At 72.0% G+C, this 25,215-nt stretch carries 19 protein-coding genes and 1 pseudogene; 10 read left to right on the top strand and 10 right to left on the bottom strand.

What is annotated here, in order from left to right:
- Positions 1 to 40: 40 nt before the first annotated feature.
- From Dsi01nite_RS04075 to Dsi01nite_RS04050, 6 genes and pseudogenes are all read right to left on the bottom strand, one after another.
- The gene (locus Dsi01nite_RS04075; RefSeq protein WP_203844641.1) at positions 41 to 433 is read right to left on the bottom strand and encodes a hypothetical protein; all 393 of its coding nucleotides are present in this window, start codon (positions 431 to 433) and stop codon (positions 41 to 43) included.
- Between the two features lie 53 nt (positions 434 to 486).
- Entirely contained in the window at positions 487 to 765 is a 279-nt protein-coding gene (locus Dsi01nite_RS04070; protein ID WP_203844640.1) for a DUF2277 domain-containing protein, read from the bottom strand.
- The gene (locus Dsi01nite_RS04065; protein WP_203844639.1) at positions 741 to 1,901 is read right to left on the bottom strand and encodes a nucleotide disphospho-sugar-binding domain-containing protein; all 1,161 of its coding nucleotides are present in this window, start codon (positions 1,899 to 1,901) and stop codon (positions 741 to 743) included. The genes Dsi01nite_RS04070 and Dsi01nite_RS04065 overlap by 25 nt, the downstream gene beginning before the upstream one ends.
- Complete coding sequence (locus Dsi01nite_RS04060) at positions 1,901 to 3,925, bottom strand: alpha/beta fold hydrolase (protein WP_203844638.1); 2,025 nt, start codon at positions 3,923 to 3,925, stop codon at positions 1,901 to 1,903. Before Dsi01nite_RS04060 ends, Dsi01nite_RS04065 begins: the two co-directional genes overlap by 1 nt.
- Before the next feature lie 36 nt (positions 3,926 to 3,961).
- Positions 3,962 to 4,702 (bottom strand): ROK family protein, encoded by a 741-nt coding sequence (locus Dsi01nite_RS04055; protein WP_203844637.1) that lies wholly within the window; start codon positions 4,700 to 4,702, stop codon positions 3,962 to 3,964.
- 115 nt (positions 4,703 to 4,817) lie between these two features.
- Positions 4,818 to 5,237, bottom strand: a pseudogene (locus Dsi01nite_RS04050) (pyridoxal-phosphate dependent enzyme); the annotation flags it as partial.
- 239 nt (positions 5,238 to 5,476) lie between these two features.
- Between Dsi01nite_RS04050 and Dsi01nite_RS04045 the strand changes: the two are divergent.
- The 5 genes from Dsi01nite_RS04045 to Dsi01nite_RS04025 all read left to right on the top strand — a co-directional run bounded on the left by Dsi01nite_RS04045 (position 5,477) and on the right by Dsi01nite_RS04025 (position 11,171).
- The gene (locus tag Dsi01nite_RS04045) at positions 5,477 to 6,166 is read left to right on the top strand and encodes a GntR family transcriptional regulator (protein WP_239135669.1); all 690 of its coding nucleotides are present in this window, start codon (positions 5,477 to 5,479) and stop codon (positions 6,164 to 6,166) included.
- A gap of 87 nt (positions 6,167 to 6,253) precedes the next feature.
- Positions 6,254 to 7,774 carry an NCS1 family nucleobase:cation symporter-1 gene (locus Dsi01nite_RS04040; RefSeq protein ID WP_203844635.1) on the top strand — a complete coding sequence of 507 codons (1,521 nt, stop codon included), beginning with the start codon at positions 6,254 to 6,256 and terminating at the stop codon, positions 7,772 to 7,774.
- Positions 7,775 to 7,779: 5 nt separating this feature from the next.
- A complete protein-coding gene (locus Dsi01nite_RS04035; protein ID WP_239135668.1) occupies positions 7,780 to 8,487 on the top strand; it encodes an aspartate/glutamate racemase family protein in 708 nt (235 codons plus the stop codon).
- Between the two features lie 123 nt (positions 8,488 to 8,610).
- Positions 8,611 to 10,107 (top strand): IMP dehydrogenase, encoded by a 1,497-nt coding sequence (locus Dsi01nite_RS04030; protein WP_203844634.1) that lies wholly within the window; start codon positions 8,611 to 8,613, stop codon positions 10,105 to 10,107.
- 128 nt (positions 10,108 to 10,235) lie between these two features.
- A complete protein-coding gene (locus Dsi01nite_RS04025; protein WP_203844633.1) occupies positions 10,236 to 11,171 on the top strand; it encodes a type IV toxin-antitoxin system AbiEi family antitoxin domain-containing protein in 936 nt (311 codons plus the stop codon).
- Positions 11,172 to 11,199: 28 nt separating this feature from the next.
- On the opposite strand, the gene Dsi01nite_RS04020 is transcribed toward Dsi01nite_RS04025, so the two are convergent.
- From Dsi01nite_RS04020 to Dsi01nite_RS04005, 4 genes are all read right to left on the bottom strand, one after another.
- Positions 11,200 to 12,291, bottom strand: coding sequence for a cellulose binding domain-containing protein (locus Dsi01nite_RS04020; RefSeq protein WP_203844632.1), 1,092 nt, complete (start codon positions 12,289 to 12,291; stop codon positions 11,200 to 11,202).
- A gap of 83 nt (positions 12,292 to 12,374) precedes the next feature.
- Positions 12,375 to 13,958 carry a ThuA domain-containing protein gene (locus tag Dsi01nite_RS04015; RefSeq protein ID WP_239135667.1) on the bottom strand — a complete coding sequence of 528 codons (1,584 nt, stop codon included), beginning with the start codon at positions 13,956 to 13,958 and terminating at the stop codon, positions 12,375 to 12,377.
- A complete protein-coding gene (locus tag Dsi01nite_RS04010; protein ID WP_203844631.1) occupies positions 13,955 to 17,203 on the bottom strand; it encodes a carbohydrate-binding protein in 3,249 nt (1,082 codons plus the stop codon). The genes Dsi01nite_RS04015 and Dsi01nite_RS04010 overlap by 4 nt, the downstream gene beginning before the upstream one ends.
- Positions 17,204 to 17,430: 227 nt before the next feature.
- A complete protein-coding gene (locus Dsi01nite_RS04005) occupies positions 17,431 to 18,069 on the bottom strand; it encodes a DUF4328 domain-containing protein (protein ID WP_203844630.1) in 639 nt (212 codons plus the stop codon).
- Between the two features lie 97 nt (positions 18,070 to 18,166).
- On the opposite strand from Dsi01nite_RS04005, the gene Dsi01nite_RS04000 reads away from it, so the two are divergent.
- From Dsi01nite_RS04000 to Dsi01nite_RS03980, 5 genes are all read left to right on the top strand, one after another.
- Entirely contained in the window at positions 18,167 to 20,440 is a 2,274-nt protein-coding gene (locus tag Dsi01nite_RS04000; RefSeq protein ID WP_239135666.1) for a glycosyl hydrolase family 18 protein, read from the top strand.
- A gap of 110 nt (positions 20,441 to 20,550) precedes the next feature.
- Positions 20,551 to 21,078, top strand: a complete 528-nt coding sequence (locus tag Dsi01nite_RS03995; RefSeq protein WP_203844629.1) for a hypothetical protein — start codon at positions 20,551 to 20,553, stop codon at positions 21,076 to 21,078.
- On the top strand, positions 21,068 to 22,282 hold the full coding sequence (locus tag Dsi01nite_RS03990; RefSeq protein ID WP_203844628.1) for an MAB_1171c family putative transporter: 1,215 nt from the start codon (positions 21,068 to 21,070) through the stop codon (positions 22,280 to 22,282). Before Dsi01nite_RS03995 ends, Dsi01nite_RS03990 begins: the two co-directional genes overlap by 11 nt.
- Positions 22,283 to 22,390: 108 nt before the next feature.
- Entirely contained in the window at positions 22,391 to 22,813 is a 423-nt protein-coding gene (locus Dsi01nite_RS03985) for a helix-turn-helix domain-containing protein (RefSeq protein WP_239135665.1), read from the top strand.
- An 84-nt stretch (positions 22,814 to 22,897) separates the two neighbouring features.
- Positions 22,898 to 24,853 (top strand): DivIVA domain-containing protein, encoded by a 1,956-nt coding sequence (locus Dsi01nite_RS03980; RefSeq protein WP_203844627.1) that lies wholly within the window; start codon positions 22,898 to 22,900, stop codon positions 24,851 to 24,853.
- Positions 24,854 to 25,215 lie beyond the last annotated feature (362 nt).

The following is a 25,215-nucleotide window of genomic DNA, read 5'->3' as shown; positions in this document are numbered from 1 at the left end:
ATCGCAAGATGCTGACCGAGCTTTGCAATTTTTTTACGAATCAGGGACGCGCGGCGATCTGGATCTGATACCCGTCGATGACGACGTCGCCGGCGTGCTCAGCGACGTAGATGTGGTACCGGTAACCGGCCACGACCGTGCCGCAGCGTTCCCCGGTCGGCGACGTCTCGGCGCGGACATACCGGACGGCCGACGCGTCGCCCTCGACCCGCGGGCGCCCGGACGGCATGGGGTCGCGGTGCCCGCCGACGGCGAAGCCGTCACCGACCTGGGCGAAGTAGCGGCTCCGGACGAGCGGGACGGCCGGGCGCGGCATCTGCCCGTAGTTGGTGACCGTCTCCGGGCAGGCGAGCCGGTAGATCGGCCCGCGCAGGGCCACGGCCCCGCCGGCGAGCACGACGAGGAGGGCGAGCAGGACGGCGAGACGCTTCATGCCCGGTGCGACGCCGCCGCCCGGGCTTTCGTTCCGATCAGCCGCCGGTTACCTCACTCGGCGCGGGTGCCGTACCGCTCCGCGGCGCGGGCCTTCGCCTTCGCCGCCTCGATCTTCCGGTCGCGCGGCGGTGACTGGGTCACCAGGGAACCGAGCAGCTCACGCGTGGCGGCGGCGACGGCCGCGACGGCCGCGTCGAAGGCGGCCTGGTTCGCCTGCGAGGGGCGGGTCATCCCGCTGACCTTGCGCACGTACTGCATGGCGGCGGCCTCGATCTCGTCCTCGGTCGCCGGCGGCTCGAAGTTGTTCAGTACCCGGATGTTCCTGCACATGCCTCCACCTTGCCAGGTCGGGCCCGGTCCGTCAGTCCCGCCAGGGTCGTGGCGACGGCGTCCGGCGCCGGCATCGCGGCGATCTCGTCGCGGACCCGGCCGGCGCGGCGGGTGACGGCGGTGTCGGCCAGCAGCGCCCGCACGGCGGCGCGGACCGTGTCCGCGGACCGGTCGGCGAAGGCGACGCTGCGCGCGACGCCGGCGGCGGTGAGCCGCTCGGCGATGCTGAACTGGTCGCACATCTGCGGCAGGACCAGCTGCGGGCGGCCGGCGCCGAGCGCGGCCATCGAGCTGCCGGAGCCGCCGTGGTGCACGAACAGGTCGCAGGTCGGCAGCAGCAGGTGGTGCGGCAGCCAGCCGGCGCGGCGGGCGTTGGGCGGCAGGTCCTCGATGCCGTGGACGCCGGCACCGCTGACGACGACCTCGACGTCCAGGTCCCGCATGCCCTCGACGGCGGCGGTGAGCCCGTCCACCCCTTCGGGGATCGGCACGGTGCCCATGGAGACGCAGATCCTGGGGCGCACGCGCGGCGCGAAGAGCCAGTCCGGCAGCGTGCTGGCGCTGTTGTACGGCACGTACCGCATCGGCAGGCCCGCGGCGGTGCCCAGGGACAGCGACGGCGGGCAGGTGTCGACGGTGGCCAGCGGCGCGGCGACCATCCCGGCGACGCCGAGGGTGTCGGCGAGGCGCAGCAGCCGGTCGGTGACGTCGGCGAGGGCGGTGCGGTGCACGGCGTCGGGGACGGGCAGCCCCCAGTGGTGCAGCACCCACGGGATGCCCAGGAGCGTGGCGGCGAGCGGCGCGGCGTACTCGACGGGTTCGGTGACGATCAGGTCGGGCCGCCAGGTGCGGGCGAGCCCGACGACGTCGGCGCCGGTGCGTTCGGCGATGGCGGCGAACACGGCGAGGTCGAGGGTGTCGTTGCCGCCGAGCGGCAGGTGCGCGGGCCAGAGCTCGAAGAACGACGCGTCGCCGCCGACGACGGCGTGGCTGAGGCCGGCCCGGCGGATCTGCTGCCCCATCGACCGGGGCGCGGCGACCAGGACCTCGTGGCCCCGCAGGTGCATCGCCCACGCGAGCGGGACCAGCGCGTACAGGTGCCCCGGGGCGGGGTTGATGGTGAACAGCACGCGCATCAGCGGGACCCACAATCGACGACGGGAAGGTCCTCGACACCGCGCAGCATCGTGCCGGGTGAGCGGAATCGAGGTGTACCGGCGAGCCGCAGGCCGGGAAAGCGGCGCAGCAGCATCGGGAACAGCACCTGGGCGTGGGTTCGGGCGACGGCGGAGCCGGGGCAGTAGTGCCGGCCGGCCCCGAAGGACAGCGCCGGCCGCGTGGTGCGGCGGGTGACGCGGAACTCGTCGGGGTCGTCGGTGAACGCCGGGTCGCGGTTCGCGGCGCCGATGATGCCCAGCAGCGCGGTGCCGGGTTCGACGGCCAGGTCGCCGAACTCGCACGGCGCGGTCGCTATCCGTACCGCGACCTGCACCGGAGGGTCGAAGCGCAGGATCTCGTCCACGGCCCGCTCGGCGGTCGCCGGGTCCTGCCGCAGCACCGCCGCCTGCGAAGGGTGGGTGAGCAGCAGCCGGGCGCCGAGGGTCACCAGGCTCGCCGGGGAGTCGTAGGCGGCGCCGTACAGCAGGACCAGGTCGCCGAGGAACTGCTCGTCGCCGTCCGGGCGGTGCTCCCGCACGACCGCCAGGAGGCCGTCGCCGGCGAGGGACTCGAGGGTGTCGATGATCGTCTCGCCGGCGGCCACCATCGCGGTGCGCTGCCGGGGCGTGATGAACGGTTCGAACGCCGCGCTCCCGGCCCGGGCCGCGACGCCGAGGCGCAGCGCGGCCTCGTCGGGGATGCCGAGCAGCCGCCCGGTGACCAGCGACGCGAACGGCACCGCGACCGCGTCGGCCAGGTTCACCGTCGCTCCCCCGCGCAGCTGGGCGGCGAAGTCGTCCAGGACCCGGTCGGCGATGCCGGCGACCTCGGCGGGCTGGACCGGGCAGCGCCGCGGGGTGATCCGGCGGGCGAGGTCGGTGCGCAGCGGCAGGTGCGCGTCGCCCTCCCGCCAGCCGAAGCTCTGGTACAGGCAGCGAACGAGCCGGTGCTCACGCCAGGCGGCGGTGAGCAGCTCGGGTGCCTCGCCGGCGCTGACGAACGTGGCGTCCTGCAGGAGGCGGGCGCAGTCGGCGTACCGGGTGAGCACCACCGCCTCGGTCTTGCCGGGCAGCTGGACCGGCAGCACCGGGGCGGCCCGGCGCAGCCGCTGGTAGGCCGGGTACGGGTCGGCGTGCGCGGACGGGCGGACGAGGTCGACGAAGGTGCGCAGGGCCCGCCGCCGGTCGGTCTCGGCCCAGAACCGCAGCAGCGCCTCCACGGTGGGGCCGGGCTGTTCGAGGTTGGGGCTGTGCGCGGCGCCGTCGATGACCGCCAGGGACGCGCCGGCGCGTTCGGCGTAGCCGGCGAACTCCTTCGCCGACCACAGTTTGCGGTCGCGGTGGCCGTGCATGACGAGCAGGGCCAGCCGGCTGGCACGCAGCTCGTCGGCCCGGTCGGACTCGCCGGCGAGGGACGCCAGGGCACCACGGACGAACGCGGGGCGCATCAGCCGCAGCCGGGTCCGCCAGAACTCGCGCCGCGCGACGTCGTCCTCGGGGATGAGCCGGCGCACGACCGGCCACAGGACGGCGTTGCCCTGCAGCGACAGCGTGTGGTCGAACCCGCCGAGGATCTTGCGGTGCTGCGGGCTGTCCATGCCTGGGCCGCTGCCGATGAGGGCGGCGGAGCGCAGCCTGGCCGGGTCGGCGAGGGCGGCGGCGCGGACCACGAACCCGCCGTAGGAGTGCCCGACGACGTGCGGCTCCCCCAGTGCCTCGGCGACCGCCATCAGGTCCTCGGCGTGCCGGCGGATGGAGTGATCGTCGTCGTCCTCGGTCAGGCCGTAGTGGCCGCGGTAGTCGTAGGCGTAGGCGCGGTACCCGGCGGCGGCGAGCGCGGGCAGCAGCGGCAGGAAGTCCTCCTTCGAGCCGATCAGCCCCGGGCACAGCACGACGGGCACGCCGGTGTCGTCGGCGGGCGACGGCAGCGCGCTCAGGGTGGCCACGGCACCCCTGGCCGTCTCCAGCGCCGTCTCCAGAACGTCGACACATACCGTGGTCATCCAACCACGATATGTTCTTTTAGGACAAAACGGGCGTTACACGCCGATGAGCGTCCAGGCGCGTGAGCCGCCGCGCACCCCGGCCTGGTTCGCGACCAGCCGCACGTCGTCCGGCATGGGCACCACCAGCCGTTCCGTGTTGCCGCCGCCGAGGTAGAGCCGGTCCCAGCGGAACACCGGCCGCAGCCCGTCCACGATCCGCAACACCCGCCGCGACCAGCGCCGGTCGCCGAGCCGCCGGCGCTCCAGCTCGCTGATCTGGTCGTCGTACGTGCGGCCCTTCGAGTACGGCGCGTGCGACAGCTCCAGGTGCGGGGCGAGCCGCCCGTCGTCGAACAGGGCGCTGCCCAGCCCGGTGCCGAGCGTCAGCACCAGCTCCAGGCCGTGCCCCTCGACCAGCGCCGCGCCGTGCACCTCGGCGTCGTTGAGCACGAGGACCGGCCGGCCGAAGGCGCGTTCCAGTTCGGCGCGGGCGTCGTACCCCTTCCACAACGCGAACAGCTCGGGGTCGACCGGGGTGTGCGGCCCGGCCTCGTTGACGAAGTGCGGCGTCGCGACGACCACCCCGTGCCGGATCATCCCCGGCAGCCCGACCGTCACCCGGTCCGCGGCCGGCAACCCCGCCGCGATGCCCAGCAGCGTCTCCACCAGCCTGGCCGGCGGCAGCGGGTACGGCGTCGGCACCCGCACCGGCTCGCAGCACAGCGTGTCGGTGTCGTCGACCACCGCGGCCTTGAGCCCGCCGCCACCGCAGTCGACCGTCAACGTCGTCACCATCTTCAGGATTGTGCCCCGCCTGGAGCCGGGGAGCTCGACCGGGTGCACCCAGCGGCGATCTTCGATGCCGCGCCGTCAGACCGTCGGCAGCCGCGCCACGGCGGCGGCGAGCGCCTCGTCGGACAGCTCCCGGTCCTCCATGGATGGTCCCGCCGAACGTCTCGATCATCATCTTGCGGTACGGCTTCTGGTCGTACGACGCGCGCACCTGCCAGATCTCGACGTCGAGCCCGAACTGCGCCCCCGCGAACGCCAGTGCCGTCCCCCACTGCCCGGCACCGGTCTCGGTGGTGAGCCGCCGGATCCCGGCGGCCGCGTTGTAGTACGCCTGCGGCACGGCCGTGTTCGGCTTGTGCGACCCCGCCGGCGACACCCCTTCATACTTGTAGAAGATCTTCGCCGGCGTCCCGAGCGCCTTCTCGAGCCGGTGCGCCCGGAACAGCGGCGACGGCCGCCACAGCCGGTACACGTCGAGCACCTCGTCGGGAATGTCGACGTACCGCTCCTGCGTGACCTCCTGCTCGATCAACGACATGGGGAACAGCGGCGCCAGGTCCTGCGGCCCGACCGGCTGCAGCGTCCCGGGATGAGCTTTTCGAGGCCAAGCACATCGCCGTCGTTTGGAGTAGCGGCGGACGGTGGGAGGGATCAGCGCGAGCGAGGGCGGCCGGTCTCTGCTAGGCCACCCAGGCGCGCGAAACGTGCCGATAACCGGGCGGGGATAGCGTGAGGCGCGTCTGGAGGTGGCGGATGGCCGGACCACGCCGTCGGTCGGTGCTGATCTCGCGGCTTGCCGGGAAGCCGCTGGGCAGTTCGCAGAGTGTGATCCTGGACGAGCTGCGCGCGTGCATTCTCGACGGGGAGGTGCCGCCCGGGTCGCCGATCCCCGTGGACGGGGTGGCGGCGGCGTTCGGGGTGAGCCGGATCCCGGTGCGGGAGGCGTTGATGACGCTGATCGGGGAGGGCCTCGTCGACCACCGGCCGCATCTGGGGTATCGGGTGGCGCAGATGACGGCGCAGGAGTTCGGGGAGATCTACCTGGTGCGGGAGGCCCTGGAGACCGCGGCGATGCGGGTCGCGGTGGCGTTCGCCCGGGCGGAGGACGACGAGCTGGCGCGGGCGGCGCACGCGGCCCTCGAGGACGCCGTGGCCAAGGGGGACCCGCGGGCGCACCACCGGGAGAGCCGCCGCTTCCACCTCGCGCTGATCCGGCCGTGCCGGATGCGGCGGCTGCTGCACATGCTCGGCACCGCCTGGAACATGACGGAGCCGTTGCAGCCGATGTCGCACCTGGACGGGGCGGACCGGCAGCTGCTGCACCGCGACCACGCCGGGATGCTGGAGGCGTTCGTCGCCCGGGACGCGGACGGGCTGATCCGGGTCTGCACCGAGCACCACCGGCGGCTGCAGACGTTCATCGCCCTGTTGCCGCAGCACACGGGCCTGTTCGCGGAGCCCGACTGAACAACAGATATATGTTTTCGAACATCGACGTGAAACACCGGATTCCTACCGTGGGCGCAACGAGCCGCACTACCTCGGGAGTTCCGGATGGCCGACACAGTGGCACGCGCACAGGAACCCGTCGTCGACGACGGGCCACACGATCTGGTCGAGGCCGCCGGCATGCCGGTCGGCTCCGGCGTCATCAAACCCGGCTACGACCCCCGGCTCACCAACGAGGACCTGGCGCCGTTGCGGACCCAGTCGTGGGGCTCGTACAACATCTTCGCGTTCTGGATGTCCGACGTGCACAGCGTCGGCGGATACGTCACGGCCGGCAGCCTGTTCGCCCTGGGGCTGTCCAGCTGGCAGGTCCTCGTGTCGCTGGTCGTCGGCATCACGATCGTCTACTTCTTCTGCAACCTGGTGGCCAAGCCCAGCCAGATCACCGGTGTGCCCTATCCGGTGATCAACCGGGTGGCGTTCGGTGTCCTGGGCGCCAACGTGCCCGCCATCATCCGCGGCGGTATCGCGGTCGCCTGGTACGGCATCCAGACCTACCTCGCGTCCGCCGCGCTGGACGTGGTGGTGCTGAAGCTCTTCCCGGGACTCGCGCCCTACGCGGACGTCGACCAGTGGGGGTTCCTCGGGCTGCCGCTGCTCGGCTGGTGCTCCTACGCGCTGCTGTGGGTGCTGCAGGCGGCGGTGTTCTGGACCGGCATGGAGACGATCCGCAGGTTCATCGACTTCTGCGGGCCGGCGGTGTACGTGGTGATGATCGTGCTCGCCGGGTACCTGATCTACAAGGCCGGCTGGGGTGAGATCGACCTGAACCTCGGCGAGGTCAAGTACACCGGGTTCGACGCCGTGCCGATCATGCTCGGGGCGATCGCGCTCGTCGTGTCCTACTTCTCCGGGCCGATGCTCAACTTCGGGGACTTCTCCCGGTACGGGAAGTCCTTCGGCGCCGTGAAGCGCGGCAATCTGCTCGGCCTGCCGGTGAACTTCCTCGCGTTCTCGATTCTCGTGGTCGTCACGTCGTCGCTGACCATCCCGATCTTCGGGGAGCTCATCACCGACCCCGTCCAGACGGTGGCGAAGATCGACAGCACGTTCGCGATCGTGCTCGGCGCGCTGACGTTCACCATCGCCACCATCGGCATCAACATCGTGGCGAACTTCATCTCCCCGGCGTTCGACTTCTCCAACGTCAGCCCGCAGCGGATCAGCTGGCGGATGGGCGGCATGATCGCGGCCGTCGGGTCGGTGCTCATCACGCCGTGGAACCTGTACAACAACCCCGACGTCATCCACTACACCCTCGAGGTCCTCGGCGCCGCGATCGGCCCGCTGTTCGGGGTGCTCATCGCCGACTACTACCTGGTGCGCAAGCAGGTCGTGTCGGTCGACGACATGTTCACCATGGACGCGGCCGGGAAGTACTTCTACAAGAAGGGCTACAACCCGCCGGCGATCATCGCCACCGCGGTCGGTGCCGTCGTCGCGGTCGTGCCGGTGCTGTGGACGCACGGGCCCGGCATGCACACCACCGCCCAGTACAGCTGGTTCATCGGCATGGCGCTGGGCTTCGTCGTGCACCTCGGCCTGACCAGGCGCACGGCGGCCTGATCGCGGTGCGCATCCTGGTCGTCAATCCGAACACCACGGCGGAGATGACCGCGAAGATCGAGCTGAGTGCCCGGGCCGTCGCCGGTCCGGGCACCCACGTCGAGGCGGTCACGTCCACCATGGGCCCGGCGTCCATCGAGAGCCACTACGACGAGGCGCTCAGCGTCCCCGGCATCCTCGCCGCCGTCCGCGCGCACCCGGCCGACGGCACCGTCATCGCCTGCTTCGGCGACCCCGGCCTGGAGGCCGCCCGGGAGCTGGCCGACGGGCCGGTCGTCGGGATCGCCGAAGCAGCCATGCACGCCGCGGCGCTGCTCGGCCGCGGCTTCAGCGTCGTCACCACGCTGGACCGCACCCGCGGCCGGGCCTGGGACCTCGCCGGCCGGTACGTCGCGGCCGGGGTCTGCCGGGGCGTGCACGCCTGCGACATCCCGGTCCTGGAGCTCGACCGGGACCCGACCGTCACCGACCGGGTCGTCGCCGTCGCCCGGGCCGCGCTCGCCGCCGACTCCTCCGACGTCATCGTGCTGGGCTGCGCGGGCATGGCGGACCTGCCGGCGGTCGTGTCGAAACGCGTCGGTGTCCCGGTCGTCGACGGGGTGGCGGCGGCGACATTGCTCGTGCAGTCCCTCGTCACGCTCGGCCTGTCCACGTCGAAGCACGGCGAGTTCGCCCCGCCGCCGCCGAAGCGGTACACCGGTCTCATCGGGTGACCTTTGCCCGTCCGCCCGCGGCGGGAACGGTGGCGCTGGTAGCGTGTGGCTGCATTCCAGCCAAGCCGTCGGTCGGGCCTTCTGCGGCGTCTTCGCGGCGGCGGAGTGTATAGGAGCAGGCACGTGGTCGTGATCCTCCCCGAGGTCTCCCGCACCCTCAACGAATACCTGCTGGTGCCGAACCTCACCACCGAGGAGTGCACCCCGGACAACGTCGACCTGTCGACCCCGATCGTGCGGCACCCCGTCGGCGGGGAGTCGCCGCTGCGCATCGCCGTGCCGCTGGTCAGCGCGATCATGCAGGCGGTGTCCTCGCCCCGGCTCGCCATCGCGCTCGCGCAGACCGGCGGGCTGAGCTTCATCCACCAGAACCAGCGCATCGCCGAGCAGGCGGAGTCGGTCAGCGCGGTCAAGCGGCACAAGGCCGGCTTCCGGCACTCGGACATCAACACGAAGCCGTCCGCGACCCTCGGCGAGGTCAGCCGGCTGCTGCGGGCCGCCGAGCGGGACATCGCCGTGGTCACCGACGACGGCAGCCCGGGCGGGCTGTTCGTCGGGCTGATCTCCACCGCGGACTTCCACCCGCACCGGCACGACCTCAACGACAGCGTCGAGTCCCGGATGCGCCCGGCCGCGGGCCTGGTCACCGCGCCGCCGACGATCTCGCTGTCCGACGCGAACACCCTCATCTGGGACCACCGGCTGGACCTGCTGCCCATCGTCACCGCCGACGGGCACCTCGCCTCGATCGTGCTGCGCCGCGACTACGAGCTGCACAAGCAGTTCCGTACCGAATCCATCGACGACGACAAGCGCTTCCGGGTCGGCGCGGGCATCAACACCCGCGACTACCGTGAGCGCATCCCGGCCCTGGTCGCGGCCGGCGCCGACGTGCTGTGCATCGACTCCTCCGACGGCTACTCCGCCTGGCAGCGCAACACCCTGCAGTACGCGGTCGGCGAGCTCGGCGGCGTGGTCCCGGTCGGCGCGGGCAACGTCGTGGACGGGCGCGGGTTCCGGTACCTCGCCGACGCCGGCGCCGCGTTCGTCAAGGTCGGCATCGGCGGCGGCTCGATCTGCATCACCCGCGACCAGAAGGGCATCGGCCGCGGTCAGGCCTCCGCGCTCATCGACGTCGTCGCCGAACGCGACCGCTACGCCCAGGAAACCGGCGTGTACGTGCCCGTCTGCTGCGACGGCGGGCTCCTCGCCGACTACCACATGGCGATCGCCCTGGCCCTCGGCGCCGACTTCATCATGCTCGGGCGGTACTTCGCCCGCTTCGACGAGAGCCCCTCCAACCTGGTGAACCTCGACGGCCAGCTGTTCAAGGAATACTGGGGCGAAGGCTCCCAGCGGGCCCGCAACGTCGCCCGCTACGACCAGGGCGAGACGGAGCTGCAGTTCGAGGAGGGCGTCGACGGGTACGTGCCCTACGCCGGCAGCCTGTACCCCAACATCGCCCGCACCGTCGCCAAGCTGCGCGCCACCATGGTCAGCTGCGGCGCCGTCACCGTCCCGGCCTTCCACCGCGACGCCGTCCTGGTCCAGGTGTCGCAGCAGAGCTACGAGCAGAACGGCGCCGAGGTCCGCCTGCGCACCGGCTCCAGCACCCAGTAACCCGCGACAACCGGAAGGATCCCCGGGGTCGGGGCACCGGGGATCCTTCCGGTTGTCGAAGAACCCGCTGCGTGGGCGTCCGAGTGCGGTGGGTCAACACATGCGGGGGTGCCCCGACAATCGGTGGGGTGTTCGACGAGCAGGGCGGGGCGGTCACCCGCGCGCAGGCCATCGCAGCGGGCCTCACCGAGGACGCCGTGCGGGCGCAGCTGCGTGCCGGGCGGTGGCGGCGGGCGTTCAACGGCGTGTACTGGACGTTCTCCGGGCCGCCGGCGCGGACCGCGACGCTGTGGGCGACGCTGCTCACCGCCGGCCGGGGCGCCGTGTTCAGCCACGAGACGGCCGCGGAACTGCTCGGCCTGCTGGACCAGCCCGCCGAGACGATCCACATGAGCCTCCCATCGGACCGGCGGATACGCACGCTGCCCGGGGTCCGCTGGCACCACCGCACAGTGGCTGCGGTCGCGGTGCCGGCGCGGGAGCCGGCCCGCACGAGCGTCGTGGACACCGTCCTGGACCTGACCCAGACCGCGACCACGGTCGACGACGCGATCTCCTGGCTGGTGCGGGCCTGCGGCCGCCGGCTCACCACCTCCGGGCGGCTCCTCGCTGGGATCGAGGCGCGGCAGCGGCTGCGGTGGCGCGACGCACTGACCAGCGCCGTCGCCGACGTGAGCGCCGGCTGCCACTCGCTGCTGGAGCTGCGCTACCTGCGCGACGTGGAACGCCCGCACGGCCTGCCGGCCGGGACCCGGCAGCGGCGCCGCAGGACCGGCGCGGCCACCGCCTACCGCGACGTCGAGTACGACGAGTACCGGCTCATCGTCGAGCTCGACGGGCAGGCCGCACACCTCGACCCGCGGCGGGACCGGCACCGCGACAACGCCGCCACCATCCAGGGCTGGTCCACGCTGCGGTTCGGCTGGGCCGACGTCAACACCCGCCCCTGCGAAACCGCGACGGTGGTGACCGCAGCCCTGCACCAGGCCGGCTGGACCGGCACACCCACCCGCTGCGGCACCTGCCGCATTCCGCGACAACCGGAAGGATCCCCGGCGCCCTGACCCCGGGGATCCTTCCGGTTGGCAGAGCTCAGTGGGTGGTGCAGATGACGGGTGGCACCGTCGGGGTGCCGGTGCCGAGGAAGCCGAAGGTGGCGGTGGCGCCCGGTGCGAGGGTGCCGTTCCAGGGGGTGTTGTCGGCGGTCACGGCCGGACCCGACTGGGTGAAGGTGGCGCCCCAGGTCTGGGTGATCTGTTCGCCGCCGGTGTACGTCCAGCGCGCCGTCCAGCCGCCGATCGCCGCTGTGGAGCCGTTGCGGACGGTCACCGAGCCTTGGAAGCCGCCGGGCCACTGGTTGACGACCGTGTAGGTGGCGGAACAGCCGGGCACCGGCGGGACGCTGTCGGAGGGCAGCGTGGACCGGGACGGCGACGGGGAGACCGAGCGGGACGGGGAGACGGAAGGCGACGCCGACGGCTGGGTGCCGTCGAGGACCCGGACCAGTGCGGGCAGCCAGCGGGAGGCGATCTTGCGGTCGCCGGTGGCGTTGGGGTGCACGCCGTCGCCGGTGTCGTAGGCGGTGCTGAAGCCGGTCCACTGGTCCACGACCGTGACCGGCGACGCGGCGGTGGACTTGGCGGCCGCCCAGCCGGGGATGGCGGCGTTGAGCGCGACGACCCGGGCCGCGCACTCGGTGCAGCTGGACGGGTTCATCGGGATGATCTGCGCGACGAGCACCCGCATCGCCGGGTTGCTGGCCCGCATCTGGTCGACCAGCTTGCCGTACGCGGCCAGGATCACGTCGACGGAACGGTTGCTCCACACGTCGTTGGTGCCGAAGTGCATGAGCACGACGTCGGGGCGGCTCGCCGACAGCCAGGCGGGCAGCTGGTTCTGGTCGGCGACCGCGGTCACGAGCGCGCCGCCGTGGCCTTCGCCGTCGCCGTCGTACGGCACCGAACAGCCCTGCGGCGGCTGGGTGCCGACGAAGTCGATGTTGGTGTGACCGCCGGCCTGCAGGTCGTTCCAGAGCAGCGCCCGCCAGCAGCCGGGGTTGCCGGTGATCGAGTCGCCGAGCGGCATGATGCGCACCGCGGCCGCGGCGGCGGGTCCGGCCGGCAACGTGAGCAGTGCGGCCGCGCCGACGGCGGCGGCGGTGAGGAGCGCGAGAAGGGTCCGCATCGGCGCAGTACAGCGGACCCCAACGAGGTATGTCGATGCCCGGGACCGCGATGCGCAGGTCCCGGGCACGACGGTCGTGAAACCTACACGGCGTAGGCCTCGACCTCGTAGAGGCGGGCGGCGGTGTCGGCGTTGTTCGTCGGCGCGATGACGTTGACCCGCAGGTAGCGGACGCCGGCTGGGCCGAACGTGGTGGTGGTGACGTTGGCGGTGTTGCCGCGCACCTGGGACACGGTCGTCCAGGTGTTCCCGTCGGTGCTGGTCTGCACGTCGAAGTCGCGGGTGTTGAACGCGGTGTTCTCCCCGCCCGCGCCGGCGTGCCGGATGACGACCCGGCCGACGGACACCGAGGCGCCGAGGTCGACCCGCCACCACTTGGACGCGCCGAGCGAGCACCACTTGTCGGCGTTGCCACCGTTGACGGTGCCGTTGACGGCCTTCGCCGGGCCTTCCGTGGCAGCGCACTGGCTGTCCGCGGTGGCGGTCTTGTTCAGCGCCAGGTTGGTCGCCGGAGGCGTCGAGCCACCGGTGAGGGCGAAGTCGTCGACGTCGAACAGCCCGCCGGAGCCCGTACCCACGAAAACGAGGAACAACGGACCCGACGACGACGAAAGCGCCGTGGAGACGTCCACGAACGTGCCGTAACCGCCGGTGTTGGCCACCGGCAGCGTGCCCAGCAGCGGCCCGGTGGCGGAGCCCGAGCGGATCTGGATGCTGCCGCCGGCGCCACCCGAGGCGACGCGGGCGGTGAACCCGGTCTTGCCGGACACGTTCACGCCCGAATAGCCGACCCAGTCCCCGTTGTCGATGTAGCCGACGCGGTTGCCACCGTGGGCGGCACCGTCACCGACGATCTGGACACCGGATTGGGAGGTGTACGACTCGGCCTCGACCCGGCCCGTTGGAACAACGGACCCGGGGCTGCAGTCGGCCGCCGCCTTGCCGCCGGCGTAGCGGATCCCGCCGAGCAGGTGGGCCCGGAACGCACTGTCCGAATAGGACTCCTGGGTGTGGCCGGCGCCGGTGTAGAACGACCGTCCACTCTGGATCGTCTTGCACCAGGCGAAGGGGTGGTCGGCGCCCATGGTGCCGCCGCTGTACGTGGTCTCGTCGAGGGTGGCGAGCACGTGCGCGGTGGCCCGTGGGTTGGTCCGGTAGTTGTACAGCTCGTCGGTGCGGACCCAGGTGGCGCCGAGGTGCGCGGTCGCCGGGTGGGTGCGGTCCTCGACGCGGAGGGTCGCCTGCTGGATCGCCGGGTGGGAGGCGAACCAGGCGCCGACGAGATCGCCGTAGAACGGCCAGTCGTATTCGGTGTCGGCGGCGGCGTGCACCCCGACGTATCCGCCGCCGCCGCGGATGTAGGACTCGAACGCGGTCTGCTGCGCGGCGTCGAGGACGTCGCCGGTGGTGCTGAGGAAGACGACGGCCTCGTACTGGGCGAGGTTCGCGGTGGTGAACGCGGCCGCGTCCTCGGTGGCGGTGACGGTGAAGCCGTTCGCCGCGCCGAGCTGCTGGATGGCGGTGATGCCGGCCGGGATGGCGTCGTGCCGGAACCCGGCGGTCTTGGAGAAGACGAGCACGTCGAAGGCGGTGTCGGCGTAGGCGGGCACGGCCGCGGTCGTCAAGAGGGCCGCGGTGGCGGTAGCGAGCGCGAGGAGCTTTCTCATGATGCGTAGACCTCTACCTCGTAGAGACGGGCGGCGGTGTCGGCGTTGCTGGTGGGCGCGATGACGTTGACCCGCACGTAGCGGGCGCCGGCGGCGGTGAACGTGGAGGTGGTGACGTTGCCGGTGTTGCCGCGCACCTGGGACACCGTCGTCCAGGTGTTCCCGTCGGTGCTGGTCTGCACGTCGAAGTCGCGGGTGTTGAACGCGGCGTTCTCCCCGCCCGCGCCGGCGTGCCGGATGACGACCCGGCCGACGGAGGCGGTGGCCCCCAGGTCGACCCGCCACCACTTGGAGGCGCCGAGCGAGCACCACTTGTCGGCGTTGCCACCGTTGACGGTGCCGTTCACCGCCTTCGCCGGACCTTCCGTCGCCGCGCATTGACTGTCGGCCGTGGCCGTCTTGTTCAACGCGAGGTTGGTGACAGTCGTCGCACCGGAAAGGGCGAAGTCGTCGACGTCGAACAGGCCGCCGGTGCCCGTACCCACGAAAACGAGGAACAACGCACCACTGCCTGCGCTCAGGGACGTGCTCACGTCGACGAACGTGCCGTAGCCCCCGGTGTTGCCGACGTTGACGGAGCCCAGCAGCGGCCCGGTCGCGGAGCCGGAGCGGACCTGGATGGTGCCGCCGGTCCCGCCGGAAGCGACCCGGGCGGTGAACCCGGTCTTGCCGGAGACGTTCACGCCCGAATACCCGACCCAGTCGCCGCCGTCGATGTAGCCGACGCGGTTGCCGCCGTGCGCGGTGCCGTCGGCGACGACCTGGACACCGGATTGGGAGGTGTACGACTCCGCCTCGACCCGCCCGTCGGGCTGCGGCGGGACGGTGCCGGTGTTGAGGGTGAACGCGTCGACGTCGAACAGGGCGCCGGCGCCGCCGGTGAACACCAGGTACAGCTGCCCGGCGGTGGCGGGTGCGCCGGAGACGGTGCCGGTGACGTCGACGAACGTGTCCCAGCTGCCGGTCGCCGGCACGGTGGCCGACCCGATGAGCGTGCCGGTCGGCGAGCCGGCCCGCAGGGACAGGGTGCCGCCGGCGCCGCCGGAGGAGACCCGGGCGGTGAACGAGGTGGCGTTGTTCATCAGGTACGGGGTGAACGCGATCCAGTCGCCGTTCTCGATCTGCCCGACGGTCTTGCCGCCCTCGGCGCCGGCCTTGTCGAACGTCTGCACCCCCTGCTGGGCGCTGAAGTGTTCGGCCTGGCGGTGCCGCGGCTGCAGGGTGTGCTGGGTGTGCGTGGTGAGGCCGCCGTTGTCGGTGTATTCGGCGTCGAACACGGCGAAGATGTTCGCGGCCGCGTCGTGCTCACCGTCGAGCGGGATGGTGATCGAGCCGGTGCAGCCGGTCTGGGACGTGATCTGGTGACCATGGGTGTCGTGGCCGAGGATGTACGTCATCCTCACCCGTCCACAGTCGACGGTGCCGTCCTCGGGGTCGGTGACGGTGATCTGGTAGGGCACGGTGTCGCCGAACGAGACGAGCGAGCCGTTCGCCGGGGTCACGATCCGCACCGTGGGCACGGTGTTGCCGGCGGAGACCCGGACGCTGGCGCTGCCGGTGGCGCCCTGCGGGTCGCGGACGGTCAGGGTCGCGGTGTAGGTCCCGGCGGTGCTGTAGGTCTTCGTCGGGTTCGCCGCCGTGGACGTGGTGCCGTCGCCGAACGCCCAGCTGTAGGTGATCGCCTGGCCTTCGGGGTCGTTGCTGCCGGCCGAGCTGAAGGTGACGGTGAGCGGCGCGGGTCCGGAGGTCGGGTTCGCGGCGGCGACCGCGACGGGGGCGCGGTTGCCGCCGCCGGTGTACTCGATGCGGTACAGGGCGGAGTTCGCGTCGCCGTTGCCGAAGCCGGCGCCGTAGTCCAGGACGTACAGGGCGCCGTCCGGGCCGAACGCCTGGTCCATGATCTGCATGCCGGACCAGGGGAAGTTCGCGATAGCGCCGGGCGAGCCGTCGCCGTTGACGTCGATCGCCTTGATCCAGCGGCGGCCGAACTCGCCGGCGAAGAAGTGCCCGTCGAGGTCGGCGGGGAACTTGACCGCCGACGGGTTCGCGGCGTCGTAGCGGTACACGGGGCCCGCCATCGGCGACTCGGAGCCGCTGCCGAACTCCGGGGGGCTGCCGGCGTCCCCGGCGTAACGGATCCAGGCGGCCTTCGCGGCGGGCAGCGTGCCCTGCCCGGTGTTGCGGAACGAGTTGTTCACCGGTCCCGCGGCGCAGTTGTACTTGGGTCCGGTGCTGTTCGTGGCGAAGTTCCACTCGTTGTAGGTCTCGGCGGAGGTGTTCGTGCCGGTGCAGTACGGCCAGCCGTAGTTGCCGGGTGCGGTGACCCGGTCGAACTCGACCTGTCCGGACGGCCCGCGGTTCGGGTCGGTGGTGCCGGCGTCGGGGCCGTAGTCGCCGACGTAGATCGCGCCGGTCGCCTTGTCGACGCCCATCCGGAACGGGTTGCGGAAGCCCATCGCGTAGATCTCGGGCCGAGTGTTCGCCGTGCCCGGCGCGAACAGGTTGCCGCTGGGGACGGTGTACGAGCCGTCGGCGCCCACCTTGATCCGCAGGATCTTGCCCCGCAGGTCGTTGGTGTTGCCGGCGGAGCGCTGCGCGTCGTAGGCGGGGTTGCGGTCGGTGCGTTCGTCGATCGGCGCGTAGCCGGCCGAGTCGAACGGGTTGGAGTCGTCGCCGGTGGACAGGTACAGGTTGCCCGCGGCGTCGAAGTCGATGTCGCCGCCGACGTGGCAGCACATGCCGCGGTCGGTGCCGACCTCCAGGACGGTGCGCTCGCTGGCGGTGTTGAGCGTGTTGTCGGTGTTCAGGGTGAACCGGGACAGCCGGTTGACGCCCTTCCACGGGGTCCAGTCGGCGCCGGCGGCGGGCGCGTCACCGCCGGGCGTGTTCAGCGGCGGCGCGTAGTACAGGTAGATCTGCCGGTTCGTGGCGAAGTTGGGGTCGGCGGCGACGCCCTGCAGGCCTTCCTCGTCGTGGGTGTAGACGGGCAGGTTGCCGATCACGGTGGTGGTGCCGGCGGCGTCGGTGCGGCGCAGCGTGCCGTTGCGGGCGGTGTGCAGCACGGAGCGGTCCGGCAGCACGGTGATCGACATCGGCTCACCGAGCTCGTTGATGCCCTTGGCGAGCTCGACCTGCTGGAACAGGGCGGGGTTGATGGTGGTGTGCGCACTGGCGGGTGCGGGCAGGGCGACGGCGGCGCCGCTGATGAGCAGCACCGCCGCGGCGGCTCGGATTCTCGGGTGCATCGGCGGGGGTCCTTCCGGAGGGTCCGCGATGCCGGGCACGCTGCGCCGGCCGGCGCTGGCGGGCGCCGGACGGCTGGATCGGGTCTGGAGCGCGGCCGGCGGCGGTGCGCGGGCCGCCGAAGCCCCGCACATCCACACGTCGCGATGGTTGGTGAGCCGACGTTACTAACTCAACCCTGTCGATGCAAGAAGTCGACTTCCCCGAGCAGGATTCGGACAGACTTTTGTCAGGACGTCAGTTTGGCGTCCTGCCAGGCCGAGACCTTCCGGATGACCAGCGACAACAGGATGGCGGCGGCGATCCCGCCGACGGCGGCGACCGCGGTGAAGAACGGCGGGCTGTAGACGATGGTCTCGCCGCTGGCGTACTTCGTGGTCTCGGTGTAGCTGATGAAGCTGAACAGCAGCGCGACCCACCACGCGTTGACGAGGCGGTCCGAGGGCCAGGAACCGTCCGGGGCGCTGCGGCGGTAGATCTCGGCGGTGACCCGGTTGGGGATGACGAGGTTGGCGAAGGGGACGAACCAGCCGCCGATCGTCCAGCCCTTCTTCCACTCGACGCTGCCGTCGTTGCGCCGGTCGAAGTTGTCGCGGGCCAGATACAGCCACAGGATGACGAGCACCAGGGTGATCAGCCGGGCCACGCCGAGGGCGGTCAGGCCGGGGTTGCCGGCGACGTAGACGTTGAGGCCGAAGTTGCTGCCGTAGGCCACTTCCCGGCCCGCGTCCTCGGCGGCCGCGTCGGCGCCCTTCAGGGACTCGGCCAGGGTGAAGGCGTGCGCGAGGCCCGCCAGTGCCAGGCCACCGACGGCGAGCCAGCCGACGGTGGCGAGACGGTGAGGGGTGCCAATGCGTAAGTCACTCATAGCTCGGGAACCTTAAATCCTTTAAGCAAATAGACAACCTTGACTTTCTTGGGCTTTCGGTTGGACTATTAGGAAACTTTCCTAATAGGAGGCCCGAGTGCACCCCACCAGGCTCTTCGCCGCCATCCTGCTCACCGTCAGCGCCGCCGTAGCGCTCCCCGGCACCGCCCAGGCCGCCACCCCGGGGCTCAGGGCGGCGTACTCCGCCGCGAATTACGGCACCTACTGGGTCGACAAATATGTTGTCCAGAATCCGACCAGCGCCGCGATCACCGGCTGGACCCTCGAGTTCGACGTGCCCGCCGGGCTGACCGTCGGCACCGGCTACAACGGGACCGTCACCCGCACCGGCAACCACGTCACCGTCGTCAACGCGCACTACAACGGCACGGTCGCGGCCGGTGCCACCACCGAGCCGTACAGCTTCTGGTTCATCGCCACCGGCACCAACACCGAGCCGCTCAACTGCCGGATCAACGGCAACAAATGCGACGGCAGCGCGGACCGCGCCCCCAACGCCCCGGCCGGCGTGGCGGTGACCGGCCGGACCACCCGCACGGTGTCGCTCGCCTGGACCGCCCCCACGCCGACCGACTTCCCGATCGCCGGCTACGACGTGTACCGCGGCTCCACGGTCGTCGCATCGGTCACGGCGCCGGCCGCGACCGTCACCGGGCTCACCCCGAACACCGCGTACAGCTTCACCGTGCGGGCCCGCGACACCAGGGGCAACGTCTCCGCCGACAGCGCCCCGGTCAGCGCCACCACGCTCAACCCCGCCGACGACACGACCGCACCCGCCGCGCCGGGCAACCTGCGCAGCACCGCGCGCAGCTCCGTGAGCGTGACCCTGGCCTGGAACGCGGTCACCGACCCGAGCGGCATCGCCGGCTACGACGTCTACCGGGGCGGCACCCTGGTCGCGTCGTCCACCACGACGACGGCGACCGTCACCGGGCTGGCGCCGCTCACCGCGTACACGTTCACGGTGAAGGCGCGCGACACGTACGACAACGCCTCCCCCGCCAGCGCCGCCGTCACCGTCACCACGGACGACGCCGTCGGCTCCGGCGCCTACGCGAAGGTCGGCTACTTCGTCCAGTGGGGCATCTACGGCCGGCAGTACTTCGTGAAGAACCTCGACACGTCCGGCGCCGCGGCGAAGCTGACCCACGTCAACTACGCCTTCGCCAACCTCGACCCGGTCAACCTGACCTGCCTGCAGGGCGTCACCCGCGGCACGACGGCCAACCCGCAGGACCCCGACCAGGGCACCGGCGCCGGGGACGCCGACGCCGACTACGGCCGGCCGTTCAGCGCCGCGCAGTCCGTCGACGGCGTCGCCGACACCGGCTGGGAGGCCCTGCGCGGCAACTACAACCAGCTGCGCAAGCTCAAGGCGAAGTACCCCAACCTCAAGGTGCTCATCTCGCTGGGCGGCTGGACCTACTCGAAGTTCTTCTCCGACGCGGCCGCCACCCCGGCGTCCCGCGAGAAGCTGGTGCGGTCCTGCATCGACATGTACATCAAGGGCAACCTGCCGCTGTACAACGGCGCCGGCGGACCGGGCAGCGCCGCGGGCATCTTCGACGGCATCGACCTGGACTGGGAGTGGCCCGGCGCGGAGGGCCACCCCGGCAACCACTGGGGCGCCCAGGACAAGGCCAACAACACGCTGCTGCTGGCCGAGTTCCGCAAGCAGCTCGACGCGCTCGGCGGCAAGCGGTACCTGCTGACCGCGTTCACCCCCGCCGACCCGGCGAAGATCGCGGCCGGCTGGGACATCACCCACGCCGACGGCACCCCGAGCGTCTTCGACTCCCTGGACTTCGCCAACGTGCAGGGCTACGACTTCCACGGCGCCGGCAGCGACAACTCGTGGGAGCCGAACCGCACCGGCCACCAGGGCAACCTGTACGGCGACGCGCAGGACCCCTACTCCTTCACGTTCAGCGTGCAGAACGCCGTGGCCGCGTACACCACCGCCGGCGTGAACCCACGGCAGCTGACGGTCGGCTTCGCCTTCTACGGCCGCGGCTGGCAGGGCGTCACCGCCGGCCCGGCCAACGGCGAGTGGCAGGCCGCGACCGGCGCCGCACCGGGACAGTTCGCGGAGGAGGCCGGCACCCGTGGCTACGCGAACCTTCTGGCGATGGTGCCGGGCTGCACGGTGTACCACGACGTGCAGTCGGTCGCCACGTCCTGCTACACGGGGCCGGGCGGGCAGTGGTGGACGTTCGACGACACCTGGTCGATCCAGCAGAAGACCGCCTGGGTGAAGCAGCAGGGCCTGCTCGGCGGCATGGTCTGGGAGATGTCCGGCGACACCACGTCGGGCACCCTGATGACCGCGCTCAACTCCGGCCTCTGATCGTCCGGTCGCGTCTTCCTGTCGAGGATCACGGTGGCGGCGGCTTCTGGCCGCCGCCACCCTGGGCATATCGTTGAGCCGGAATGCCCCGAAGGTCGGCTGGAGCACTGATGCGGCTGCGACAACTGGAGAAACAGGTCAGGCGGCTGCTGGCCGGGCTGGACGTCCCGGACCCGTTCGACCTGCCGGCGTTCTGCGCGTCCGTCGCCGCCGCCCGCGGCCGCGACCTGCACCTGCACCAGCTGCCGCAGGCGGGGGTCGACGGCACCGCGTGCGGGCTGTGGCTCGCCACCGACAAGGCCGACCACGTCTTCTACGCCGCCGGCACCGGCTGGCTGCACCAGCAGCACATCATCCTGCACGAGATCGGGCACATCCTCTGTGACCACGTCGCCCCCGGGCCGTCGCCGTCGGACGTCACCGCGCTCCTGCTGCCGGACCTGGACCCGGCGACGGTGGCCCGGGTGCTGCGCCGCTCCTCCTACAGCGCGCCGCAGGAGCAGGTCGCGGAGATGATCGCGACGATGCTCAACGAGCGGGCCGGGTCCGCTGCCGCCCGCCCGCCCGCCGACCCGGCCCTGGGCAACCTGTACGACGCCCTCGCCGAACCGTTCCTGGTCGAGCGCCGTGGCCTTTGACCTCGTCGAAGTCCTGGAGATCGGCGTCCTGCTCGCGTTCTGGGCGTTCACGATCTGGCGGTTCGCGACGCCGCAGACCCCGCGCGGCAAGGCGGTGCGCCTGGTCGTGCTCCTGGCGACGCTGTCGTTCACGTTCAACCGGCGGGAGATCTCGTACGGAACCGACACGCTCCTGCACGTTGCGGACATCTCGGTGCCGCTGAAGAACCTGGCGACCGTCGCCGCGTCCGCCGGCCTGGTCCACATCGTCGGGCTGCTGTCGCCGGACCCGGCGCGGTACGCCCGGCTACGCCGCGCCGTGTATCTGCTGCTGAGCGTGACGGCGGTGGCGATGTGCGTGCTCTTCGTGCTGGCCCCGCGCCGGCCCGAGCGCTACGACTTCGTCTACGAGCACGCCGGCGAGCCGCTGGTCACCGCCTACGCGGTGCTCACCCAGCTCGGGCTCACCGTCGGACTCGTCTGCGCGCTGGTGCTGTTCCGCCCCACCGGGCGCAGCGTCGCGCCGGGGGCGCTGCGGACGGGGATGTGGCTGCTGAGCGCCGCGGCCGTGGTCGGGCTGCTGTTCATGGCGAACCGGGTCGCGTATCAGATCAGCCACACCGCGGGCAGCACCGCCATGGACGGCACCGGCGCGCAGAACGTCTCCCGCGCGCTGCTGGCGATGATGCTGCTGCTCTTCGCGCTCGGCGGGGCGCTGCCGGCGCTCGGCGGGCTGCGCCGGTGGACGTCACGGTACGTGGCGCTGCAGCGACTGCGGCCGCTGTGGCTGGAGCTGTCGGCGGCCGCGCCCGGGGTCGTGCTCGGCGACCCGCCGGGGCGCGTCGGTGAGCTGCTCAACCTGCGCAGCGTGCAGCTGCGCCTGTACCGCCGGGTCATCGAGATCCGCGACGCGCAGTGGCTCCTGGCCGGGCGGGCGGGCGACGGTGAGGACGACGCGGTGGCCCTGCGGACGGCGGTGGCCACCGGTGAGCGCGGGTTGCCGTTGACGGGTCCTGGAGGTACTGAGCGGGCAGCTGCCGGTTTTGAGCGGGCAGCTTCCGGCCCGCCGGGCGCCTCCCAGTCGGCCGGCGGGCCCGACGTCGACGCCGAGGTCCGGGCGCTGCTCGGCCTCGCGCGGCGATACCGCGCCGCGGCCGTGCCGGGCGTCGTGGCCACCCCCGTTGCTCTTGCCGGCCACAACGATCCGTCCCACCCGAACGAATGACGTCAACTTCAGTTTATGGGACGACACCCTCCATAAATCTGAGCTTATGATTGAGATTTCCATCGTGGGGGTGCCATTGTCAAGCGTCGCTACGTCGCAGGAGGCCAGGTGACCCTCGCCGAGAAGCTCGACCGGCTGTTCGGCACGGTGCACCCGCCGGGACGCGGTGAGTACAGCTACGAGGAGGTCGCGGCCGCCATCCGCGAGCGGGGGGTGATGATCTCCCACACGTACATCTGGCAGCTGCGCAAGGGCGCCCGGGACAATCCGACCAAACGCCACCTCGAGGCACTCGCCGAGTTCTTCGGGGTCAATGCCGCATACTTCCTCGACGACGAGGCCGCCCGCCGCATCGACGAGCAGCTCGAGCTCCTCGCCGCGCTGCGGGACAACGCCGTCCGCACGATGGCGCTGCGCGCGGCCGGGCTGTCCGGCCCGAGCCTCGAGGCGATCCACGGCATGATCGAGCACGCCCGCCGGATCGAGGGCCTTCCGGACGATCCTCCACCGGCCGATGTGGTGCGAAACTGACACGCCGGGCGGGGTGTTGGCCCGGCGGCACGCGACGGTAGCGTTGCGCCAGATCGCGCGCGCGATGGTATGGAGGGTTGGCACATGTCCCAGGGCGGAGAGCTGTTGACGGCTCGAGAGGATTCCGGCGCTCGGCCGGCCTTCAAGGTCGCGCTGCGGGGGTACGACCAGGGACAGGTCGACCAGTTCCTCGCCAAGAAGGACCGTGAGCTGGCCCAGCTCGCGCAGGAGCGCCGGCGGATCGAGGCGGACCGGCAGGATCTGGACACCCGGCTGCGCTCCATGCAGGCCCAGCGCCAGCAGCTGCAGCAGGAGCTGGCCGAGGTCCGCGACAAGCCGGCGCAGGTCGACAAGGCCTCGTTCCGGCACCTCGGGCCGATGGTCGACGACATCCTCGCGCTCGCGGAGAAGCAGGCCAACCAGATCACCAGCACCACCCAGGAGCGCGCCGCCAAGCACCAGGCCGAGGCCGAGAAGGTCCTCGCCGAGGCCCGCGAGCAGGCCGTGAAGACGCTGCAGGACCTCGAGGACGAGCTGGCCAAGCGCCGCGGCGAGGAGCAGCAGGCATACGAGGAGCGCCGGGCGGCCGCGCAGGGCGAGCTCGCCGAGATCCGTGAGCTGGCCGAGCGGCTGCGGGCCAACAGTGAGGCCGCGCAGCAGCGGGCCGAGCAGGAGGCCACCCGGATCAACGAGCAGAGCGCCGCGCAGATCAAGCACACCCAGGCCCAGGCGAAGGCGCTCCTCGAGGCGGCCCACCTCAAGATCCAGCAGGAGATCGAGGCGGCCCGCAACCAGACCCAGCAGGAGCTGGCGCAGTGGAAGGCCCAGGCCGAGGAGGAGATCGCCGGGGTCAGGTCCGCCGCCGAGCAGGAGGTCGCGGCGCACCGCGAGGCCGTCGACGAGGAGCTGCAGCGCCAGCGCGCCGGCGTCGAGGAGGAGCTCACCGACCGGCGCCGCCGCGCCGACGAGCAGAACGCCGCGGCCCAGCACCAGCTCGCCGGCGTCCAGCGCGACATCCAGGCCCGCCGGCAGGCACTGACCCAGCTGCAGGCCGAGCTGGAGAGCAACCAGCAGCGCCTGGCGCAGACCCGCCGTGAGGGCGCGACCGCCGAGCGTGAGGTCGTGCAGTTCCAGCAGCGCCTGAAGGAGACCCGCCAGGACCTGGCCGAGGAGATGGGCCGCCTCGAGGAGGCCCGCTCCGCCGCCGAGGGCGCGGAGCGGCACGCCAAGGAGGTCCGCGCCCGCGTGCAGCGCGAGGCGAAGCGCGTCGCGGACCTGGCCGCCGCCGCCGTCATGGCAGCCGCCGCAGGCGGCGAGACCGGCGAATACACCAAGATCCCCGTGCGCACCCCGGCCGAGCGGGCCGCGGACCAGCAGCGCCTCGCCGATCAGCAGCGCCTGGCCGAGCAGGAGCCGGGCGCCCAGCCGCAGCCGGCGCAGCCGCACCAGGCTCAGCCGCAGCCACAGCCGCAGCAGGCTCAGCCGCAGCCGAGCCAGCCCGTCGCCGGGCAGCCGGTGGCGGTCCACCCCCTCACCGGCCAGCCGATCGCGATCAACCCCCTCACCGGCCAGCCGCTCTCGGTCCGCTCGGCCGCGGGTCAGCCGCCGGCCGCCGCGGCCGACGGCGCCACCGAGGACGACCAGGCCGACGGCGAGCACGCACCCCTCGGCGCCCAGGGCCGCGACGACAGCCGCACCGGCGAGCACGGCCCGCTCAGCCCCCAGGGCCGCGACGACAGCGGCACCGGCGAGCACGGCTCACTCGCCGCACAGCTGCGCGGCGCCGGCGACAACGGCCGGGGCGACAGCCGCACCGGCGAGCACGGTCCGCTCGGCGAGCAGGGCCGCGGCCGTGGCGAGCCGGCCCGACCGGGCGAGGCGGCCCCCCGCAGCCTGTTCGAGCCCCGCACCGCCGCGCACGAGTCATCCGACGACGAGCGGCCGAGCACCGGCACCGGCCACGGCAACGGGTTCGCCCGCCACTCCTCGGAGCCCGCCGTCCCCAACCAGCGCGACGCGAACGCCAACGCCAACCGCTGACACCCACCACCCGACAACCCGGAGGATCCCCGGATCCTCCGGGTTGTCGCTGTTCCACGCCCCGTCAGCCCCACCAACACCCGACGGGCGCACCCATTCCCCGCCCGGGATGAACCTCTCCCGTGATCGAAGTCGCACACCGGCCACCCACACAGCCGGTGTGGGTGCGGGTGCGGTGCAGCTCCGGCGGGCCGGGCGCCGGTGGCCGGGAACGCTGAAGGCGCCACCCCCGCCGGGGTGGCGCCTCCGTTGCGATCGCGGGTCGGGTGGCCAGCGCCCTGTCGACATAATGGCCGCTTTGAGTTAGCGACTGTGCCCCGATCTGGAATCGGGGGGCCTGCCGGTGGGCCTGGCGCAGTCCC

Source organism: Dactylosporangium siamense (assembly GCF_016862795.1).
Lineage (GTDB): Bacteria > Actinomycetota > Actinomycetes > Mycobacteriales > Micromonosporaceae > Dactylosporangium > Dactylosporangium siamense.
The sequence above is the reverse complement of the archived record's forward strand: the minus strand, read 5'-3'. Positions and strand labels throughout refer to the sequence as shown.

Bases quoted from the DNA above. Each gene is read 5' to 3' on its own strand.
- Dsi01nite_RS04020 (WP_203844632.1), bottom strand. From the start codon at position 12,291: ATGCGGACCCTTCTCGCGCTCCTCACCGCCGCCGCCGTCGGCGCGGCC.
- Dsi01nite_RS04065 (WP_203844639.1), bottom strand. From the start codon at position 1,901: ATGCGCGTGCTGTTCACCATCAACCCCGCCCCGGGGCACCTGTACGCG.
- Dsi01nite_RS04070 (WP_203844640.1), bottom strand. From the start codon at position 765: ATGTGCAGGAACATCCGGGTACTGAACAACTTCGAGCCGCCGGCGACC.
- Dsi01nite_RS04005 (WP_203844630.1), bottom strand. From the start codon at position 18,069: ATGAGTGACTTACGCATTGGCACCCCTCACCGTCTCGCCACCGTCGGC.
- Dsi01nite_RS04075 (WP_203844641.1), bottom strand. From the start codon at position 433: ATGAAGCGTCTCGCCGTCCTGCTCGCCCTCCTCGTCGTGCTCGCCGGC.
- Dsi01nite_RS04015 (WP_239135667.1), bottom strand. From the start codon at position 13,958: ATGAGAAAGCTCCTCGCGCTCGCTACCGCCACCGCGGCCCTCTTGACG.
- Dsi01nite_RS04055 (WP_203844637.1), bottom strand. From the start codon at position 4,702: ATGGTGACGACGTTGACGGTCGACTGCGGTGGCGGCGGGCTCAAGGCC.
- Dsi01nite_RS03980 (WP_203844627.1), top strand. From the start codon at position 22,898: ATGTCCCAGGGCGGAGAGCTGTTGACGGCTCGAGAGGATTCCGGCGCT.
- Dsi01nite_RS04040 (WP_203844635.1), top strand. From the start codon at position 6,254: ATGGCCGACACAGTGGCACGCGCACAGGAACCCGTCGTCGACGACGGG.
- Dsi01nite_RS04060 (WP_203844638.1), bottom strand. From the start codon at position 3,925: ATGACCACGGTATGTGTCGACGTTCTGGAGACGGCGCTGGAGACGGCC.
- Dsi01nite_RS04010 (WP_203844631.1), bottom strand. From the start codon at position 17,203: ATGCACCCGAGAATCCGAGCCGCCGCGGCGGTGCTGCTCATCAGCGGC.
- Dsi01nite_RS03995 (WP_203844629.1), top strand. From the start codon at position 20,551: ATGCGGCTGCGACAACTGGAGAAACAGGTCAGGCGGCTGCTGGCCGGG.